Origin of the sequence: Variovorax beijingensis (assembly GCF_003951285.1) — a bacterium.
GTDB lineage: Bacteria > Pseudomonadota > Gammaproteobacteria > Burkholderiales > Burkholderiaceae_C > Variovorax > Variovorax beijingensis.
This window is the reverse complement of the sequence record NZ_RXFQ01000006.1, coordinates 178844-197765: the sequence shown is the minus strand read 5'-3', so window position 1 is coordinate 197765 and position 18922 is coordinate 178844. Positions and strand designations below refer to the sequence as shown.

Sequence of the window (18922 nt, the reverse complement as noted above, 5' to 3'; positions counted from 1 at the left end):
TGTAGGGAGTTCAATCAATAGCCGCGCGCCAGGTCGACCTGGTTGGCGGGGCGGCGGCCCTGCCGCACCGACGTGAGGTTGTCGAGCGTCTGGCGCGCGATCACGAGGCTGTCGGTGCGCGTGGCGATGTGCGGCGTGACGAGGATGCGCGGGTCGCCCCAGAACGGATGGTCCGGCGGCAGCGGCTCCTGCGAGAACGCATCGAGCGTGGCCGCCGAGAGCTGGCCCGCATCGAGCGCCGGCTGCAGGTCGGCCTCGACCAGATGGTCGCCGCGGCCGACGTTGATCAGGTGCGCGCCGCGCGGCAGCTTTGCGAACAGCGCGGCATCGAGAAAGCCGTGCGTCTCGGCGGTGAGCGGCAGCAGGCACACCAGCGTGTCGCACCCCGAGAGAAATTCGTCGAGCTGCGCCGCACCGTGGAACCCGGCGACGCCGGACGGCAGGGATTCTTTCGCGCTGCGGCTCCAGCCGCGCACGGGGTAGCCGATGGCGGCCAGCGCCTCGGCGCAGGCCATGCCCAGCGTGCCCAGGCCCGCAATGCCCACGCGATGGTGGCGCGGCGACACGATCGGCTGCTCCTCCCACCGGCGGACCGCGGAACTCGCGACGTAGGCCCGCATGCCGCGGTGCTGCTGGACCACGGCCCAGCAGACATAGGCCGTCATGCCGGCCGCCATGCCGGTGTCGACGATGCGGCACAGCGGCAGATGGCGCGGCAGCTGCGCATCGGCCGTGATGTGCTCGATGCCCGCGGCCAGCGACTGCACGAGCCGCAGCTTCGGCATCTGCGCGAGCAGGCCATGCGGCGGAAACCAGCAGACGGCCGCATCGATCTCGTCCAGTGCGCCGAGCTCCGCGCCCAGGCGCAGGTCGATGCCCGGATGGGCCTCGCGGAAGGCCGCGGCGAGGTACTCCATGTCCAGCACCTCGCTCAGGATCGCCACGCAGGGCACGTCGTCCTTCGGCGCCATCACGCGACCAGCGCCTCGGCCGGCGACGCGGCGGACACCAGCCGCGGCACCGCCTCGATCAGCTTGCGCGTGTAGGCGTGCTTCGGATCGCCGAGCACCTTGTGCGTCTCGCCGTATTCGACGACCTCGCCGCGCTGCATCACCGCGATGTGGTCGCACATCTGGCCGGCCACGCGCAGGTCGTGCGTGATGAAGACCATCGCGAGCTGGAACTGCTCGCGCACCTGCGCGAAGAGTTCGAGCACCTGCGCCTGCACCGACACGTCGAGCGCCGACACCGGCTCGTCGGCCACCAGCAGTTCGGGCTGCATGGCCAGCGCGCGGGCAATGCCGATGCGCTGGCGCTGCCCGCCCGAGAACTCGTGCGGATAGCGCTCGGCCGCGTCGGCGCCCAGGCCCACGAGCTTCAGCAGCTCGAGCGCACGCGCCATGGCTTCGGCCTTGCCCACGCCCTGCGCAATGGGCCCGCCCGCGATGGCCGCGCCCACGCGGTGGCGCGGGTTCAGCGATGCGTACGGGTCCTGGAACACCATCTGGATCCTGCCCGCGGCCTCGCGCCGGAAGGCCGGCCCCTGCGACAGGCTGCGGCCCTTGAAGAGGATGCGGCCGCTGTCGAACGGCGAGAGCCCCACCAGGCAGCGCCCCACGCTCGACTTGCCCGAGCCCGATTCGCCGACCAGCCCCAGCGTCTCGCCGCGGCGCAGCTCGAAGCTGACGTTCTTCGCGGCCTGCACCGAGCGGCCGCGCTTGAACAGGCCGTTGCCCGAGCTGTAGGTCTTGCACAGGTCCTGCACCTGCAGCACGCGCGCGACCTCGCCGGTCGGCGTGGCGCGCTCGGCATGGCCGGTGGGAATGGCGGCGATGAGCTTGCGCGTGTAGGGGTGCTGCGGCGCATCGAGCACCTGGCGCACCGGCCCGGCCTCGACCACCTGGCCGGTCTGCATCACGACCACGTGGTCGGCAATCTCGGACACCACGCCGAAGTCGTGCGTGATGAACAGCACCGCCGTGCCGCGGCGCTGCTGCAGCTCGCGGATCAGCGCGAGGATCTGCGCCTGCGTGGTCACGTCGAGCGCGGTGGTCGGCTCGTCGGCAATCAAGAGCACGGGCTCGAGCACCAGCGCGCAGGCGATCATCACGCGCTGGCGCTGGCCGCCCGAAAGGCGGAACGGATAGGCGTCGATCAGCAGTTCCGGGTCGGGCAGGCCGACGTCGGCCAGCGCGGCCAGGATGCGCCGCCGCTTCTCGGCCGCGGGCACGCTGCCGTGCGCATCGAAGACTTCGCCGATCTGCTCGCCGATGCGCATCACGGGGTTGAGCGCCGTCATCGGCTCCTGGAACACCATGCCGATGCGCCGTCCGCGCAGCTCGCGCATCTGCGGCTCGGTGAGCTGCAGCAGGTCGCGGCCCTCGAACAGGATCTGCCCGGCCACGGGCTCCACGTGCGGACGCGGCAGCAGGCCCATCACGGCATTGGCGATCATCGACTTGCCCGAGCCCGATTCGCCGACCACGCACAGCGTCTGGCCCGGCAGCACCGACAGCGTGGCGCCGTCGACGGCCAGCGCGCGGTCCGCGCCCCTGGGCAGGCGGATGCCCAGGTTGACGACGTCGAGCACCGGCTGCACCGGCTTCATGGGCGTGACGGTGGCGCTCATTTGCCCCTCCCGTCGAGCCGCGTGTTGAGCCCGTCGCTGAGGCCTTCGCCCACCAGGTTGAGCGCAAGCACGGTCAGCACGATGGCCAGGCCCGGGAACAGCGCCATCCACCAGGCCTGGCGCAGCACCGTGCGCGCGGCGCCCACCATGTAGCCCCAGCTCATCTGGTTCGGGTCGCCCAGGCCAAGGAAGCTCAGGCTCGACTCCAGCAGGATGGCCGTGGCCGTCATGAGCGAGGCCATCACGATGATGGGCGACATGGCGTTGGGCAGTATCTGCGTGAGGATGATGCGCGGTGTCGACTGGCCCGCGAGCAGCGCGGCCTGCACGAAGTCGCGCTGGCGCAGCGTGAGGAACTCGCTGCGCACCAGCCGCGCCACCGGCGGCCAGGAAACGATGGCAATGGCCACCACGATCGAATTGACCGAGGGCTGGAAGATGGCCACCAGCACGATCGCGAGCGCAAAGCTCGGCACCGCCTGGAACAGCTCGGTGAAGCGCATCAGCGCCGCGTCGATCCAGCCGCCGAAGTAGCCGGCAATGGCGCCGAGCGTCACGCCGATCAGCAGCGCGACCACGGTCGACACCAGCCCGATCAGCAGCGAGATGCGCGCGCCGTGGATCACGCCCGAGAGGATGTCGCGGCCCAGCGTGTCGGTGCCGAGTGCGAAGCCGGGCTCGGTCCACGGCCGCAGGAACGGCTGCTCGACCATGTTCCACGGATCGTTGGTCGCGACCCACGGGCCGATGAGGGCGACGACCGCCACCAGCACCAGCACGGCCATGCCGAGCACGGCGCCCTTGTTGCGGCAGAAGCGCCGCCAGAATGGACTTTGCAGCAGGGTCATAGCTCGATCCGGGGATCGACCAGCGTGTAGACGAGGTCGGTGATGAGATTGAACAGCACGGCCATGGCCGCGGTCACGAGGAAGGCGCCGAGCAGCAGGTTGTAGTCGCGCTGCAGCAGCGCGTCGAACATCAGGCGGCCGATGCCGGGCCAGGCGAACACGGTCTCGGTCAGCACCGCGCCGCCGATCATTCCGCCGGCCTGGATGCCCGCGAGTGTGACCACCGGCAGCAGCGCGTTGCGCAGCACGTGCGCGCGCAGGATGCGGCCGGGCTTCACGCCCTTGGCGCGCGCGGTCTTCACGAAGTCCATCTGCGCCACCTCGAGCATGGCGGCGCGCGTCATGCGCGCATACACCGCCATGTAGAAGAGCGCGAGCGTCAGCGCCGGCAGCACCAGGTGGCCCGCGATGTCCCAGGCCAGCGCCAGGCCGGTGGCGCCGGAGCCCACGGTGCTGAAGCCGAAGCCCGGCAGCCAGTCGAGCTGCACCGTGAACACCAGCACCGCCATCAGCGCGAGCCAGTAGAGCGGCGTAGCATAGAAGATGAGCGCCACCACGGTGATCGAGCTGTCGACCCAGGTGCCGGCGCGCCGCGCGGCCAGCGCCCCGAGCGTGATGCCGAACAGCAGCGACAGCGCAAACGCGGTGCCGGTGAGCAGCAGCGTGGCGGGCAGCCGGTCCATGATGAGCTTGAGCACCGGCTGCTGCTGGCGGTACGAGAAGCCCAGGTCGAGCTGCACCACCTTGCCGACGTAGGTGGCGAGCTGCGTCGTGATCGGCTGGTCGAGCCCGAACTGCGCGCGCAGCTGCGCCACGAACTGCGGATCGGACGCGCCCGCCTCGCCCGCCAGCACCGACACCGGATCGCCCGGCGCCGCGCGCACCAGCATGAAGTTGACCGTGGCGATCAGCAAAATCGCCAGCAGGCCCTGCATCACGCGGCCCAGCATGAACTGCGTACGTTTCATCGGCAACTCCTGTTGCGTTGCATGTGCTGCGGGCTGGCCGTCATGCGAGCGTGGCTGTGCCCAGGCTGTCGTTCAGGCCGATGCCGGAGGTGATCAGGTTGCCAAGCTTGGTGCGGTACAGCGTCGGAAAGTTGAGCTCGTGCAGCCAGGCCACGGGCACTTCGTCGAGCAGGATCTTCTGCACCTGCAGGTAGATGGCCTTGCGCTTCTCGGGATCGCTCTCTTTGGCGCCGGCGTCGAACAGCTCGTCGACCTTCGGGTTCGAATAGCCCTCGACGTTGTTGAAGGGCGAGCCCTTGGCGATGTTGCTGGTGGTGTAGTTGCGCGCCACGCCGAGCGCCGGGTCGCCGTACTGGTAGACGTAGGTGAAGGCGAGGTCGTAGTCCCACTCGTTGAGCTTCTGGTTCCAGCCGGCCACGTCGGTGGCCACGAGCTCGACCTTGATGCCGGCCTGCGCGAGGTTCTGGCGCAGGATCTCGGCCGAACGCGCCCAGGTCTCGCCGTAGGGCAGCGGCAGCAGGCGCAGCGTCTCGCCCTTGTAGCCGGCTTCTTCGAGCAGCTTCTTGGCGGTGGCCACGTTGCGCGGGTACTTGGCGACGTCGGTGCTGTGGAACTTGATGTTGCTGTTGAACGGCCCGGTCGCCGGCTTGGCGAAGCCCTGCCAGGCGATCTTGGCCATGGCTTCGCGGTCGATCGCGTACATCACGGCCTGGCGGAACTTGACCTTGTCCATCGGCGCCTTGCGGTTGTTGAGCCACAGCCACGAATGCGGCGCGAAGAACTCCCAGCCCTTGGTGGTGACCGCCGCGCCCGGCAGCTTGGAAAGCCGCAGCACGTCGAAGTACTCGACCGCGCCGCCCGGCACCAGGTCGACCTTGCCCGACTCGAAGGCCGCCGCGCGCGAAGCGGCATCGGGAATGATGTGGAAGTAGACGCTCTCGACCAGCGGCACGTCCTTGACGTGGTACTTGTCGTTGGCCACGAGCTGGATGTACGAGCCCTTGACCCACTCCTTGAACTTGAACGGCCCGGTGCCGATGGGCGTGGCATTGGCCGGGTTGGTCGCGAACTCGGTGCCTTCGTAGATGTGCTTGGGGATCATCGGCATGCTGCCGACCTCGAAGATGCCGATGAAGGGGCCGAAGGGGTACTTGAGCTTGAACTCCACCGTGAGCGGATCGACGGCCTTGATGCTTTCCACCGCCGCCAGGTTGGCGCGCAGCCGCGCATGCGTCTTGCGCAGGAACACGTCGGCCGAGAACACCACGTCGGCCGAGGTGAAGGGCTTGCCGTCATGCCAGGCGACGCCGGGCTTGAGCTTGAAGGTGTAGAGCGTGCCTTCCTTGTTGACGGTCCACGAGGTCGCCAGCGAGGGCAGCGGGTTGATCTTCTCGTCGTAGCGCAGCAGGCCCTCGTAAATGTTGCCCGAGATCATCTGCGTGGGGCCGTTCTGCGTGATGCCCAGCATCAGGCCCGGCGGCTCCGGCTGCACCACGGCGTTGATCACGCCGCCCTTCTTGCCTTGCGCCAGCAGGTGCAGCGGGACACCCGCCAGCGTCAATCCGGCGGCCGAGGCGGCGCCCATCTGGATGAGGTTGCGACGTTTCATGTGCGGAAACTCCTTGTGGCTCTGTGCGAGCGGGTGGGGACGAAGAAACAACGGGAACGCAAGAACGCGGGCGCCGCAAATGGCGGCGCCGCCGCGCTCAGTCGCGGTACGACGTGGCGGGAAGCGGGTCGATGCGCTGCAGCAGTGCGCGCCATTCGCGCGCGTTGGGGTCGGGCTGGCCCGGCTGGCGCACGCTGTCGCCGCTTTCGTACTGCTGCGCGGTCTTCTCGCAGACCTCGGCCGGCACCGGATACACCGGCAGGCCGCTCGACTGGATCGCCACCTGCACGCGGCAGGCGCGCTCCAGGTTCAGCATCAGGATGAAGGCCTCCGAGACCGTGCGCCCCAATGTGACCAGGCCGTGGTTGCGCAGGATCAGCGCGCGCGCGGTCGGGCCCAGGTCGGCCACCAGGCGCTCGCGCTCGTCGGCATCGAGCGCGATGCCCTCGAAGTCGTGATAGACCACGCGGTTGTAGAACTGCAGCGCCCACTGGTTGCAGGGCTGCAGCCCGCCCGCCAGCGACGACACCGCCACGCCCGCCACCGTGTGCGTGTGCAGCACGCAGGCCGCGTCGTGGCGCGCCGAATGCACCGCGCTGTGGATGGTGAAGCCGGCCGGGTTCACGTCCCAGGGCGAGTCGTCGAGGATGCGGCCGTCCAGGTCGATCTTGACCAGCGACGAGGCCGTGATGTCCTTGAACAGCATGCCGAAGGGGTTGATCAGGAACTGGTCCTCGGTGCCCGGCACGCGCGCGGAGATGTGCGTGTAGATGCTGTCGTCCATGCCGTAGTGCGCCACCAGCCGGTAGGCGGCGGCCAGGTCTTCGCGCACCTGGCGCTCGGCATCGGAAACGGGTGGGGCCTTGCGGCCCACTGCCTGCAATTGCATGTCGCGTTCCTTTATCAGGCCCGGCGGAAGGCCGCCGGCGCCATGTTCGGGGTTCATCGGATCGACTGTGAAAACTGTCGACAGTCAACCGACGACAGTCTTAAGCAATATGCAGGCCTGCGTGATGGGGTAAGCCCTTGGTGAGGCGGATCGAAGTGCGCAAAGGCGCGCCGGCAAAGGGCGGGTGCCAGGAAAAACGCCGCGCGCACCAGGAAAAGTGCGCGCGGCGCGTGGGGCCGGACGATGCCTTTGGGGCGGCTTGGCTGCGCCACGAAGGCGCCGGATGCACCAGGGTGCAGCGGGAAAGACGCACCTCAGCGCAGGCGGCCTTCCTCGCGCAGCCGCGCGCCGATGCGGCGGATCTCGGCCTCGCCCTGCTCGAGCGCCGCCTTGCTGGTGTGCACCGAGTAGTGCCCCATCACCAGTTCATGCGGATGCTTTGCGGCCGAGCCCAGCACGAAGGACGTGTCGCCGTGGGCCACGAAGCCGATGGCTGCGCCCGATTCCTCGAACACCGCCAGCTCGCCGGCGGCGACCGGTTCGCCGCCGCCCGCATCGAGCCGGCCCGCGTCGACCGCGATCCAGCCCACCGTGTGGCCGGCGGGCGGCGTGTAGCGCCAGTGCTCGCCGTCCTTCAGCTGCACGGCCAGGTAGTTCATCGGCGCCGGGGCCGGAATGGGGCTTTGCGCCGCGCCGTGGCGCCCCAGCAGCACGCGCGCCGGGCCTTCCCGCGGCACCTGCGAGGGCGACAGGTAGATGCTCTGCGCCGGCGCGTTTTCCTCCGAGGCCGGCAGGGCCACCCAGAGCTGGAAGCCCTGCACGCGCTTCGTGTCCGGCGCGGGCGCGCCGTCGTGCCACACGCCGTTGCCGGCGCGCATCCACTCGACGCCGCCGGCCGGCAGCACGCCCTGTTCGCCGGTCGTGTCTTCGTACAGCGTGTCGCCTTCGATCAGCCAGGTCAGCGTGGCAATGCCCGAATGCGGATGCATGCCGAAGCCCTTGCGGCCGCCCGAGGTGTCGAAGCCGAAGAGGTCGAGGAACACGAAAGGCTTGAGGAATTCGCCCAGGTCGCCCGGGCTCATGAGCCGCGTGATCGGCCCGTGCTGGGTGCCGCGCGTGCGGTAGACGATGGCGCGGGCTTCGGTGGTGGTGGCGGTGTTTGCAACGGCGGTGGTCATGGGAGGCTCCTTAACCGATGGAAAAAAATCAGGCGGCGCTGGACATCGGCACGGGCCGCAGGCGCCAGGCCACCAAGGCCGACAGCAGCATGAGCACCACGGCCGGCGCGGGACTGCCGCCGATCAGCACGAGGTGCGTGGCCACGGCGCCGGCCATGGTCGCGGCCAGCAGCAGGCCGCCGGTGAAGCCGGTCGCCGGCACCAGCAGCAGCACCGCGCCGCCGACCTCGACCACGCCCGTCACGTAGCGGAACCACTGGCCGAAGCCGACCGCCTCGAACACCTGGACCATCTGCGGCACGCCGGCCAGCTTGGCGAGGCCGGCGGCACCGAAGGCCAGCGCCAGAAGAATGCGAACGCCCCAGACCATGCGGCGCTGGGTTGGTGAAGTGGAAGCGAGAGCTGAGGAAGTCATGGGCACAAGGTTAGGGCTGCACCCATTGGTCGACTAGACGGCAGAATCGGATTGCACTCGTCCATCAATAGAAGGAATCACCGCCATGCTCGACCTCAACGACATCGCCATCTTCGTGCAGGTGGTGCGCCACGGCAGCTTTGCCGGGGCGGCGCGCCGGCTGGGCCTGCCGCCCAACACCGTGAGCCGGCGCATCCAGCAGCTCGAGGCGCAGCTGGGCACGCGGCTGATGCAGCGTTCCACCCGCAAGCTCACGCTGACCAGCGCGGGCCAGGCGTTTCACGAGCGCTGCGCGGGCGCGGTCGACGGGCTGGTCGAGGCCGGACAGGCGCTGATCACCGGCAGCCAGCAACCCAGCGGGCTGGTGCGCGTGGCGGCGACGGCCGATTTCTTCGACTTCTTCCCGATGGAGTGGGTGGCCGATTTCCTGGCCGCGCATCCGCTGGTGCGCGTCGACTTCGTTCTAAGCGACGCCCGGGCCGACCTGATCGCCGAGCAGATCGACATCGCGTTCCGCGGCGGCGCGCTGCCCGACTCGGGCTACGTCGGCCGCAAGCTCCTGGGCGCCCGGACCGACGGCATGGTCGCGAGCCCCGCCTACATTGCCGCGCGCGGCGCGCCCGCCACCCTGCAGGACCTGGCGGACCACGACTGCGTCACCTCGCCCCATCCGAGCGGCCGCACCCTCTGGCGCCTGGCCGGCCCCGGCGGCGCGGAAGAAGAAGTGCAGGTCACGGGGCGCTTCAGCGGCAACACCGCGCAGGCGCTGCGCAAGGCCGCGCTCGCCGGCCTGGGCATCGCGCTGCTGCCGCCCACCATGGCCAGGCTCGACCTGGAGGCCGGCCGGCTGGTGCCGGTGCTGCCGCAGTACCAGCGCACGGGGCAGGGGCTGAGCGTGCTCTACCCGAGCCGCAAGCACCTGCCGCTGGCGGTGTCGGCATTCATCGGGATGGTGATGGAGAAGCTCAGTGCGGTGGAGGCGCTGCCGGAGATGCTGCGCACCGACCGGATTTCATGACCCATGCTCAGCCGCGCGGGGCCGTGTTGCGCAGCGCGTGCCGAATGGTCGACAGGCCGCGCAGCAAGTGCGCATCGAGCTCCTCGAGCATCGCGTTGAGGTCATTGCCGATGGCCAGCTCGAGGAACAGGCGGTGGTTCTCCGCGAAGTCGGGCTTGGGCGCGTGGGTCAGGCGGCACACCGCAAAGCCGAGCTGGATCTTCTGCGTCATCTGGCGCCAGACATCGAGCAGCAGCTGATTGCCGCAGCGCTCGTAGACCAGGCCGTGGAAGTGGGCCTCCGCCGCGCTCTCGCGATGCAGCTCGCTGCTGGAGGCGGCTTCGGCCAGTGCCTCGTAGCGTGCGGTCATCTCGGCGCGAAAGGCTGCGTCGCGCTGCGGCCACAGGCGGATGAACGCCTGCCTTTCCATGATGCGGCGCACTTCGTACACGTCGCTCATGGTTTCCTCGCTGATGTCGGTCACGTAGGTGCCGGCGTAGGGCTTGTTCACGAGCAGGCCGGTCTCGATGAGCTCGCGGATCGCCTCGCGCAGCAGGCCGCGGCTGACGCCGAACTGGGTGGCGAAGTGGCTCTCGACCAGCTGCGTGCCGGGCGCGATCTTGCCGGTGAGGATGGCGTCGCGCAGGGTCTGCGCCACGTAGTCGCGCCGCGTGGCCGAGGGAGCGGGGGCGAAATCGGGGAGGGTCTTCATCGCGGCGGGTCGGGTGTCGGGGCGTGGGCGGTGGGCGTCAATGGCTGCGCGAGGCAAGGCGCTTTTCGAGGCGGCTTGCGGCATAGGCGCCAGGGTAGATGAGCACGAAGTACACCACGGCCACGGCCGTCAGGATTTCCAGCGGCCGGTAGTAGGCGGCGCTCAGCGCGCGCCCCTGGTACATGAGCTCGTGCACCGCGATGACGGATGCGATGGATGTGTTCTTCGCCAGCTCGATGCCGCGGTTGGTGAAGGCCGGCAGCATGCGCTTGAGCACCTGCGGCAGCACCACGCGGCGCAGCACCTGCACGCGCCGCATGCCCAGGGCGCGCGCGCCCTCCCACTGGCCCGCCGGCAGCGAGGCGATGCCGCCGCGGAAGATCTCCGAGCAGTAGGCCGATGCGTTGAGCGAAAGCGCCAGCAGCGCCGCCACATAGGGCGTGAGCTGCCAGCCCGTGAGGATCGGAAACGCGTAGAAGAACCACACCAGCTGGATCAGGATCGGGATGTTGCGGAACAGCTCCATGTAGCCGCGCGTCGCGGCGCCCACGAGGCGGCTTTTCGAGCGCGCGCCCAGCGCGACCAGGAGGCCGATCGCCATGGCCGAGGGAAAGGCCACGGCCCACAGGCCGGCCGTGACGCCCACGCCCTTGAGCAGCACGGGCCAGTGCTGCAGCACAGCCGAGAAGTCCCAGGTGAAGTCCATCGTCAGTGTCCTGCGGCGCGGGAGGAAATGGCCAGGCGATGCTCGGCCATGCGTGCGACGAGGCTCAGCGAGAACAGCGCCAGGAAGAAGATGGCCGCGACCACCGTGTACACCTCCAGCGGCCGGAAGGTGATCGAGTTGACCTGCATGGCCTGGTAGAGCAGGTCGGAGTAGGCCAGCGTGGAGGCCAGCGCGGTGGTCTTGATGAGTTCGAACGAACGCTCGATGAACGGCGGCAGCATGCGCGCGAGCGCCTGCGGCAGCACCACGCGGCGCAAGGCCTGGTGCGAGCGCATGCCGATGGCGCGGGCCGCCTCCCACTGCCCGCGTTCGATCGACACCAGGCCGCCGCGGAACACCTCGGCGAAGAACGCGCCCGACTGCGTCGACAGCGCGATGACCGCCGCCGCGTACGGGTCCAGGCTCACGCCGATGAGCACCGGCAGTGCGTAGAAGGCCCAGAAGAAATGCACCAGCGGCGGCGTGTTGCGATAGAACTCGATCACCCACAGCGCGGGCCTCGCGAGCCACCCCCTGCCCGAGAGCCGAAGAGCCGCGAGCACGATGCCGAACACCACGCCCAGCGCGATGGCGACGGCGGCGATCTTCATCGTGCCGACGAAGCCCGCCAGCAGCATGTCGCGATGCGCCCAGACGCCGCTAAAGTCCCATTCGTAGTTCATGTGCGCCCGCCTGCCCGTTCGATGCGTCCCGGCCTACTGGCCGAGCGTTTCCTTCATCACGCCGGGCACGGTGGCCGGGTCGATGCCCTTGGTCTTGAGGTACTGGCCGTACAGCGCCTGCGTCTGGCCCGAGGCGTAGAGCTTGCCGATCAGGCCGTCGAGCTGGTTGCGAAAGCCCGCATCGGCCTCGCGCCGGATGCCCACGCTGGTCGGCAGCGCGACGACCGGCTGCGGCACCTGCACCTTGCCCTTGCGGATCTTCGAATACGCGATGACCAGCGCCGGGTGATAGAAGCCGATCGCGTCGACGCGGCCCGACATGAAGGCCGCCACGGTCTCGTCGGTGTTGGTGAAGCGTTCGATCTTCGCTTTCGGCAGGCGCGTGGTCAGGTCGCGGTCGGTCGCCGTGCCGAGCGCCACGCCGATGCGCACTTCGGGCTTGTCGAGGTCGGCCCAGTTCTTCGCAACAAGGCCGTCCTTCGCGAGCACGCCCTGCGCATACCAGAGCAGCGGACTGGCCGGAAAGTCGATGGCCTTCTTGCGCTCTTCGGTGGCATCGAGCACGAACATGGCATCGATCTGCCCGGCCTGCAGCGCCGCCACGCTGTTGCCCCAGGTGGTCTCGACCGGCGTCATCTTCACGCCCATCTCCTTGGCGACCTGTTCGCCGAGCAGCACGCCGAGCCCGGTCCAGGTGCCCGAGGCGGGATCGCGGAAGTACCACGGATCGCCGGGCGCAACGCCGATGCGCAGCTCGCCGCTTTGCTTGATCTTCTGCAGCGTGCTGGTCTGCGCGCCGGCGGCAAGGCTGCCGAGCGACAGGGAGGCGGCCAGCGCAAGGGAGAGGGCACGGCGCAGGCGCCGGAAGGGAGTGGTGGCGTTCATGGGATGGCTTTCCGTGGACTGAAGTTGAAGGGAGCAGGCGGTGTGCGGTGTTCAGGCGGCGGCGGGCAGCGCGCCGTGGGCCTCGTTCGCGCTGGCGATGTAGGCGCGGTAGAGCGCGTCGAGCCGCTGCGTGAGCGGGCCGAGCGGCGCCAGCGCACGGCCGTCGACCGACGACACCGGCGTGAGGCCGGCCAGCGTGCCGGTGACGAAGGCCTCGTCGGCCGCGTAGACCTCGGCCAGCGTGAAGTCGCCTTCGTGCACCGGGATGCCCGCCTCGCGTGCGAGCCGCACCACGGTGGCGCGCGTGATGCCGTTGAAGCAGTAGCGCCCCGACGAGGTCCACAGCGCGCCGTGGCGCACCACGAAGAAGTTGGTGGAGTTGCAGCTCGAGACGAAGCCGCTCGGGTCGAGCATCAGCGCCTCGTCCGCGCCGGCCTGGATGGCCTGGATCAGGGCCTGGATCAGGTTGAGGCGGCTGTGCGAGTTGAGCCGCAGGTCGAACACGTCCGGCCCGCTGCAGCGCAAGGTCGAGGTGAAGAGCTTCAGGCCGTTGCGCTTGGCCTCCGGCGTGACCACCTTGTGCTCGGCCACGCACACCACGGTGGCGCCGCCGATGATGAAGCGCGGGTCCTGGTTGGGCGTTTTCTTGACGCCGCGCGTGACCATGAGCCGCGCGTGCGCGCCGTCGCGCATGCCGTTGCGCAGGAAGGTGTCGACGACCACCTGCTTCGTCTGCGCCCGGGTCATGCCGATGTCCAGCGCGATCGACTTCGCGCCCTCGTACATGCGGTCGATGTGGGCGTCGAAGGACACGATGCGGCCGTCGACCAGGCGCACGCCCTCCCACACGCCGTCGCCGCACACGTAGCCGGCGTCGAACACCGACACCACCGCCTGGTGACGCGGCACGAACTGCCCGTTCACGTAGACGAGCACTTCGTCGTTGCGTGCATCGGGCGCGTAGGCCTGGGAACTGGTCTTCGAGGGGGCGCTGTCGGCGTGCATGAATGAGGTCCTGGGATCAGAAGTGGAAGGCGGTGAAGCGCTCGATGAAGCGCTGCGTGCGCTCCTGCTTCGGGTGCTTGAGCACCTCGTCGGGCGTGCCGCTCTCGTGCAGCAGCCCGTCGGCGAGGAACACCACCTTGCTCGCGAAGTGGTAGGCAAAGCCGAGCTCGTGCGTGACGAGCAGCATGGTCCGGCCTTCATCGGCCAGCGCGCGGATGGTGCCGAGCACCTCGCCGACCAGCTCGGGGTCGAGCGAGGAAGTGGGCTCGTCGAACAGCAGCACCTCGGGCTCCATGGCCAGCGCGCGGGCGATGGCGACGCGCTGCTGCTGGCCGCCGGACAGGTGGCCCGGGTAGGCGGCGGCCTTGTCCGCCAGGCCCACCTTGGCGATTTCGGCCAGCGCGCGCTCGCGGGCCTGCGCCGCGGGCAGGCGCTTGACGGTCACCAACCCCTCCATGACGTTCTGCAGCACCGTCATGTGCGGGAACAGGTTGAACTGCTGGAACACCATGCCGACCTGCTTGCGCACCTCGCTGAGCTCGGCCTCGCCATAACGCAGCGTGTCGGAACCCGGCACGGGCCGGCCCACGGCGCGCCCCTTGAGGACCACCTGCCCGGCGGAGGGCACTTCCATGAAGTTGAGGCAGCGCAGCAGCGTGCTCTTGCCCGAACCGCTCGCGCCGATGATGGCGATGCGGTCGCCCGGCAGCACGTCAAGGTCGATGCCGCGCAGCACGTGGTGGCTGCCGTAGCGCTTGTGCAGGGCCTGGATGCGGAGAACGGGCGGCGGGGCGGCTGTCATGGCATGGGATGTTATTGATTGTCGGACAATCGACAATCGGGAGTTGTACTATCCATGCAAAGTCCATGCCATATGCCTCACGGGGCCGCTCGCCAGCCGCACGCGCCCGCTTCGCCCCTGCGGGAGAATCGCCCCCCATGAAAATCGAAAAAGACACAGTCGTCACCCTCAAGTACAAGGTCGCCGACGCCCAGGGCAAGCTCATCGAAGCCAGTCCCGAGCCGATGGCCTACCTGCATGGCGGCTACGAGAACACGCTGCCCAAGATCGAGGAAGCGCTCGATGGCAAGGAAAAGGGCTTCCAGACCACGCTGAACCTGGCGCCCGAGGACGCCTTCGGCCTGCGCGACGAGTCGCTGGTGCGCAGCATTCCCAAGTCCGAATTTCCGCCGGGCGTGAAGGTGGGCGGGCAGCTCGAGGGCCGGCTCGACGATGGGCGCGAGCACCTCTTCACCGTGATGAAGATCAAGGGCCCGGTCGTGCTGCTCGATGGCAACCATCCGTGGGCAGGCAAGGCGCTGAAATTCAGCCTCCAGGTGACGGACGTGCGCGCGGCGCTGCCGGTGGAGATCGAGCATCGGCACGTGCATGGTGCGCACGGGCACCACCACTGACCTGTAGCTGGGTCATGGATTTCCCGAACGCTTCCAACATCTCCAGTGTCTTTGGCGTTGTCGCGCCCTTGCTGATCGGGGTGGCTTTCCTCTGGGTGGTGTGGCGAACTGAATCACGCCACGTCCTCTTGAGCCGCTTATGGCAGTTGGTTCATGGGAAGCAGGAAATTTCTGATCCACAGGTTCGCGCTTTCGTCGATGAGCAAACAAGCCTGATCTCCTTTCGTATGTTTGCCGGCGTGCCCGTCGCCAGCTTGGAAGAGGCACATCGACTCATTGAATGGACGAAGCTGAACGGAGTGCAGATGCGCACGCTGAGCGTGTGCGGAGAACTCTTTGATGCGGAGCTTCGTCAGGTTCGGGTTCACAAGCTGCCGTCGCGTTCTTCGCAAACTTTGAGGCTGGGCTGGCTTTTTTTCGTAGTCGCGATCGGCCTCGTCTGTGTGACGAGTCTCTTCTCCTCTCAGACGCTCCTCACGCTGAAAAGCACGCAACGATCTTTCTGGGCAAGTCCAACTGAGATGAAGCCTGCTTGGCCTCTCAGCGCCGCGGCATTGAAAGCCGACGACTGCTTACAAGCTGCAAGTGCGAATTCAGCGCGCACGTCGTTCAGCGAACAGGAAGTCAACATTCTTTGTGGCATTCTGAAATCGGATGGCATGGCCGAGTTCATGAAGAAGGCATTGGGCGAGCAGCGATGGTCTCTGGTCATGTTGATTGCCTTCGCTCTGTGGCTCTCGTGGATGGGCCTGTTTTCATGGGCGTCCGGATCCGTAGCTCACAAGTTGGCAAAGCGCGGCATTGATCCATCGCTCCCAGGTTCTCAGCTGAACCTGGATCTGAGCGCCTAGCTTCGCTTTTCCCAGAACCGCGGCGCCTTTTCGATCCTGCCCAATGCCTTGCGGCAGGCCTTCGCGCCCGCCGCATGGCGTCCGCTGAACCAGCCGACGGCAAACCATGCGCGGGCATCGCGCCCCGTGGCTTCGCGGTAGAGCGCGAGCGCCACGGCTTCGTCGTTGAATTCGCCCAGCGCGTCCTGCGCGGGACGCAGGCGCTTCAGGTAGCGCTCGGCGGCCGGTTTTTTTCCCTCGTCCTCATCGGCGAACAGCGGCGCCACGAATTCGGCCAGGTAGCGCAGGCGCTTGAGCCGCTTGCGCGTGCGGTGCTGGTCCTCGGCGGCCAGCGATTCGAAGCGCTGGCCGTCGCGCACCACCTGTCTGTGCAGGCGCTGCAGGCGCTTGCGCAGATGGCGTCGCGCCTCGCCGGCGTCGAGCGGCGCCGGCGCTGACGCTGACGCGGGCTGCCCGGCACCTTCGGCATCGGCTTGCGGCGCAGATTCCGCAGCGGTCGCTGCGGTAAAGCCGATCAGCGACACCAGCACCGACTGGAACGCGGGTGCGCGCACCACCTCGCCGGGCGACGGCGCCTCGGCCGCCGCATCGTCGCCAGCCAAGGGATCGAACTCCGGCGCCCCCGCATCGCGCAGTTGCGGCTGCGCCAGCTTCACCACCTGCTCGCGGTCGCGCAGGGCGCCGAGCGCGCGAAAGGCCTCGACCAGCGGCGGCTCCCATTCGGCGCCGTTGAAAAGATCGGTGCGCGGGTCGAGCCCCACCAATTCGCGCAGCGCGGTGCGCAGGCGCCGGATGCCGATGCGCAGCTGGTGGATCTGTTCTTCATCCGTGCTGCCCGCGGCGATCTCGCTCGCATTGGGCAGCATCTGCGCCAGGCAGGACGCGACCACGGCCTGCTGGATGGCGCGGCCGTCCGGCTTTTCTTTCTCGTCGGCAAAGCGCGGCGCCTCGGCCTTCACGGCCGGAACCACATCGAGCTTCGCCAGCAGGCGCGCGCCGCGCTCGGCCTTGGACACGGTGCTGAACCACAGGCCATGCTGCTGCGACCAGCGGTGCGCGAGCGCGACCAGGCCCGTCACGTCGCCGCGCTTGAGTTCGAGCTCCAGTTCGCACACAGGCGATTCGCTCTGGTCGGGCGTGCCCGCATGGGCGACGACCTTGCCGACATCGAGCGCCAGTTCCACCACGGCCGCGCCGGCGCCGGTGGTGCGCACGTCGCGCGTGAGCCGCGCGATGTCGGTGGACTGCCGCTCGACCAGCGGGGCACCGCTCGCGGCCAGCACCTTGGCAAGCCGCTCGCCCACGGGCGTGCCCTGGTGGCGCTGCGGGTCGATGGCCGGCGCTGCACCGCCCGCCGCCGCGGCGCCAAGGTCGACGTTGTGTTCGAGCCGGTGCAGCGCGTTGTCGCCGGTGGCCTTGGCGGTCTGCACCCAGCGCCGCCCCTCCTTGCGCAGGCGCAGCACGATGCCCTCGGCGGCCAGCGCCTGGTCGGCGGTGTCGAAGTAGCGCGCCTGCAGGCGGGTGCGCACCACGGTGCCGCGCCGCATGGCGGCCTCGACGGCTTTCAGGCGCCCCGCGGGAATGTGAAACTTGAACTCGATTTCCATGGCGGCCATGATGCTCTGTCTTTCTCACTTCGCGCCATCCGGGCACTGCCGCTGCAATGGATAGGCGGCAGGAAGGCATGCACCATGACCACCCTCGACCCCACCGCTCTCCTGGCCGCCGGAGCCGCGCAGTCAGCCAGGGCACTGGCCGCCAGGCAGGTGAGCGCGGTGGAATTGTGCGAAGCCGCCATCGCCCGCATCGAAGCGCTCGATGGCACGCTCAACGCGGTGGTGGTGCGCGACTTCGCCCGCGCGCGCCGCCAGGCCGCCGAAGCCGACGCGGCCCTTGCGCGCGGCGAGCGCCGGCCGTTGCCGGGCGTGCCGATGACGGTGAAGGAGGCTTTCAACGTCGCCGGCCTGCCGACCAGTTGGGGCCTGCCGCCGTTTCGCGATTTCGTGCCGCGACAGGACGCCGTGGCCGTGGCGCGCCTCAAGGCTGCAGGCGCGGTGATTCTCGGCAAGACCAACGTGCCGCCGGCGCTGGCCGACTGGCAGTGCGCCAATCCGGTGTACGGCCGCACGGTGCACCCGCTCGACGCCGGGCGTACGCCGGGCGGCTCGTCGGGCGGCGGCGCGGTGGCGGTCGCCACCGGCATGGTGGCGCTGGAACTGGGCTCCGACCTCACGGGCTCGCTGCGCGTTCCCGCAAGCTTTTGCGGCGTGTACGCGCACAAGCCGAGCGATGGCCTGCTGCCGACGCGCGGCTTCGCGTTTCCGGGCACCGAGGAGGCGCCGGCCGCGCTGCCCTCGGTGGTCGGGCCGATCGGCCATTGCGCTGACGACCTCTCGCTGGCGCTCGATGTGCTGGCCGGGCCCGATGCGGCCCATGTGGCGCAAGGCCGCTTCATGCTGCCCGCGGCGCGCCATGCAGCGGCGAAGGATTGGCGCGTGCTGGTGGTCACCGCCCATCCGCAGGCCGCGGTAGCGGCCGATGTGCGCGCCGCGGTCGAAGGCGCCGGGCAGCGGCTGGCGAAGGTCGGCGCCTCGGTGGCCCAAGCCTCGGACCTGCTGCCTGATCTGGCCGAGGTCGGCGACACCTACGGCCAGATCGTGCAGACCGTGCTCGCGCATGCCGAGCCGGGCGGCCGTTCGCCGATGCAGCTGCACACCTGGTTCGACCTGCTGGCCACGCGAACGCGCATCCGTGCGCAGATGCGCACGTTCTTCACCCGGTTCGACGCCGTGCTGTGCCCGGCGGTGGGCTGCGAGGCCTTCGAGCATGTGGCCGAGCCCGATTTTGAGAAGCGCACACTCACTATCGATGGAAAGCCCACCCCCTATGGCGCGCTAGCTGCCTGGTCCGGACTCGCGAGCCTGGGCGGGCTGCCCGCCACGGTCGCTCCCGCGGGCTTCACGGCCGGCGGATTGCCGCTGGGCGTGCAGATCGTCGGCCCGTATTTCGAGGACCGCAGCACCCTCGCGCTGGCCGGGCTGCTGGCAAAAAGTGCCGTTTGAAAAAATGATGTGGACGCCGTCCATTTTCTTTGGTATCTTTTGTGGACGGTGTACACAACACACCGGCAA

Annotated in this window: 19 protein-coding genes; 4 read left to right on the top strand and 15 right to left on the bottom strand. The window is 68.9% G+C overall.

The genetic code is table 11. The annotated features are described in order from the left end of the window. Positions 1-14: 14 nt before the first annotated feature. The 8 genes from EJO66_RS12345 to EJO66_RS12310 all read right to left on the bottom strand — a co-directional run bounded on the left by EJO66_RS12345 (position 15) and on the right by EJO66_RS12310 (position 8536). Positions 15-971: a 2-hydroxyacid dehydrogenase gene (locus tag EJO66_RS12345; protein ID WP_124959181.1), complete on the bottom strand. Its 957-nt coding sequence runs from the start codon at positions 969-971 to the stop codon at positions 15-17. Further along, positions 971-2629, bottom strand: coding sequence for an ABC transporter ATP-binding protein (locus EJO66_RS12340; RefSeq protein WP_124959182.1), 1659 nt, complete (start codon positions 2627-2629; stop codon positions 971-973). Before EJO66_RS12340 ends, EJO66_RS12345 begins: the two co-directional genes overlap by 1 nt. Next, positions 2626-3477: an ABC transporter permease gene (locus EJO66_RS12335; RefSeq protein WP_125965352.1), complete on the bottom strand. Its 852-nt coding sequence runs from the start codon at positions 3475-3477 to the stop codon at positions 2626-2628. Before EJO66_RS12335 ends, EJO66_RS12340 begins: the two co-directional genes overlap by 4 nt. After that, positions 3474-4445: an ABC transporter permease gene (locus EJO66_RS12330; RefSeq protein ID WP_124959184.1), complete on the bottom strand. Its 972-nt coding sequence runs from the start codon at positions 4443-4445 to the stop codon at positions 3474-3476. The genes EJO66_RS12335 and EJO66_RS12330 overlap by 4 nt, the downstream gene beginning before the upstream one ends. 40 nt (positions 4446-4485) lie before the next feature. Beyond that, positions 4486-6054 (bottom strand): ABC transporter substrate-binding protein, encoded by a 1569-nt coding sequence (locus tag EJO66_RS12325; RefSeq protein ID WP_124959185.1) that lies wholly within the window; start codon positions 6052-6054, stop codon positions 4486-4488. A gap of 97 nt (positions 6055-6151) precedes the next feature. Further along, a complete protein-coding gene (locus EJO66_RS12320; protein ID WP_185738322.1) occupies positions 6152-6943 on the bottom strand; it encodes a class II aldolase/adducin family protein in 792 nt (263 codons plus the stop codon). Between the two features lie 314 nt (positions 6944-7257). Beyond that, positions 7258-8121: a pirin family protein gene (locus tag EJO66_RS12315; RefSeq protein WP_124959187.1), complete on the bottom strand. Its 864-nt coding sequence runs from the start codon at positions 8119-8121 to the stop codon at positions 7258-7260. Between the two features lie 28 nt (positions 8122-8149). After that, on the bottom strand, positions 8150-8536 hold the full coding sequence (locus tag EJO66_RS12310) for a DoxX family protein (protein WP_124959188.1): 387 nt from the start codon (positions 8534-8536) through the stop codon (positions 8150-8152). Between the two features lie 85 nt (positions 8537-8621). On the opposite strand from EJO66_RS12310, the gene EJO66_RS12305 reads away from it, so the two are divergent. Further along, positions 8622-9554, top strand: coding sequence for a LysR family transcriptional regulator (locus EJO66_RS12305; RefSeq protein ID WP_124959189.1), 933 nt, complete (start codon positions 8622-8624; stop codon positions 9552-9554). A 7-nt stretch (positions 9555-9561) separates the two neighbouring features. Here EJO66_RS12305 and EJO66_RS12300 read toward each other — a convergent pair whose 3' ends face one another. From EJO66_RS12300 to EJO66_RS12275, 6 genes are read right to left on the bottom strand one after another with little or no spacing between them, the layout of a single operon-like run. Beyond that, positions 9562-10245, bottom strand: coding sequence for a GntR family transcriptional regulator (locus EJO66_RS12300; RefSeq protein ID WP_124959190.1), 684 nt, complete (start codon positions 10243-10245; stop codon positions 9562-9564). A 37-nt stretch (positions 10246-10282) separates the two neighbouring features. Next, a complete protein-coding gene (locus EJO66_RS12295; protein WP_124959191.1) occupies positions 10283-10951 on the bottom strand; it encodes an amino acid ABC transporter permease in 669 nt (222 codons plus the stop codon). A gap of 2 nt (positions 10952-10953) precedes the next feature. Further along, the gene (locus EJO66_RS12290) at positions 10954-11634 is read right to left on the bottom strand and encodes an amino acid ABC transporter permease (RefSeq protein WP_124959192.1); all 681 of its coding nucleotides are present in this window, start codon (positions 11632-11634) and stop codon (positions 10954-10956) included. Between the two features lie 33 nt (positions 11635-11667). Then, positions 11668-12519, bottom strand: coding sequence for a transporter substrate-binding domain-containing protein (locus EJO66_RS12285; RefSeq protein WP_124959193.1), 852 nt, complete (start codon positions 12517-12519; stop codon positions 11668-11670). A gap of 51 nt (positions 12520-12570) precedes the next feature. Beyond that, positions 12571-13524, bottom strand: coding sequence for an aminotransferase class IV (locus EJO66_RS12280; RefSeq protein WP_124959194.1), 954 nt, complete (start codon positions 13522-13524; stop codon positions 12571-12573). A 16-nt stretch (positions 13525-13540) separates the two neighbouring features. Continuing rightward, complete coding sequence (locus EJO66_RS12275) at positions 13541-14326, bottom strand: amino acid ABC transporter ATP-binding protein (RefSeq protein ID WP_124959195.1); 786 nt, start codon at positions 14324-14326, stop codon at positions 13541-13543. A gap of 137 nt (positions 14327-14463) precedes the next feature. Here EJO66_RS12275 and EJO66_RS12270 point away from each other — a divergent pair, with 137 nt between their 5' ends. After that, positions 14464-14940: an FKBP-type peptidyl-prolyl cis-trans isomerase gene (locus EJO66_RS12270; RefSeq protein WP_124959196.1), complete on the top strand. Its 477-nt coding sequence runs from the start codon at positions 14464-14466 to the stop codon at positions 14938-14940. A 14-nt stretch (positions 14941-14954) separates the two neighbouring features. After that, positions 14955-15791, top strand: coding sequence for a DUF6216 family protein (locus EJO66_RS12265; RefSeq protein WP_124959197.1), 837 nt, complete (start codon positions 14955-14957; stop codon positions 15789-15791). Here EJO66_RS12265 and EJO66_RS12260 read toward each other — a convergent pair. Beyond that, on the bottom strand, positions 15788-17407 hold the full coding sequence (locus EJO66_RS12260) for a CYTH and CHAD domain-containing protein (protein ID WP_125965351.1): 1620 nt from the start codon (positions 17405-17407) through the stop codon (positions 15788-15790). The genes EJO66_RS12265 and EJO66_RS12260 overlap by 4 nt on opposite strands. A 75-nt stretch (positions 17408-17482) precedes the next feature. Between EJO66_RS12260 and EJO66_RS12255 the strand changes: the two genes are divergently transcribed. Further along, positions 17483-18853 (top strand): amidase family protein, encoded by a 1371-nt coding sequence (locus tag EJO66_RS12255; protein ID WP_124959199.1) that lies wholly within the window; start codon positions 17483-17485, stop codon positions 18851-18853. The last annotated feature ends 69 nt before the right edge of the window (positions 18854-18922 follow it).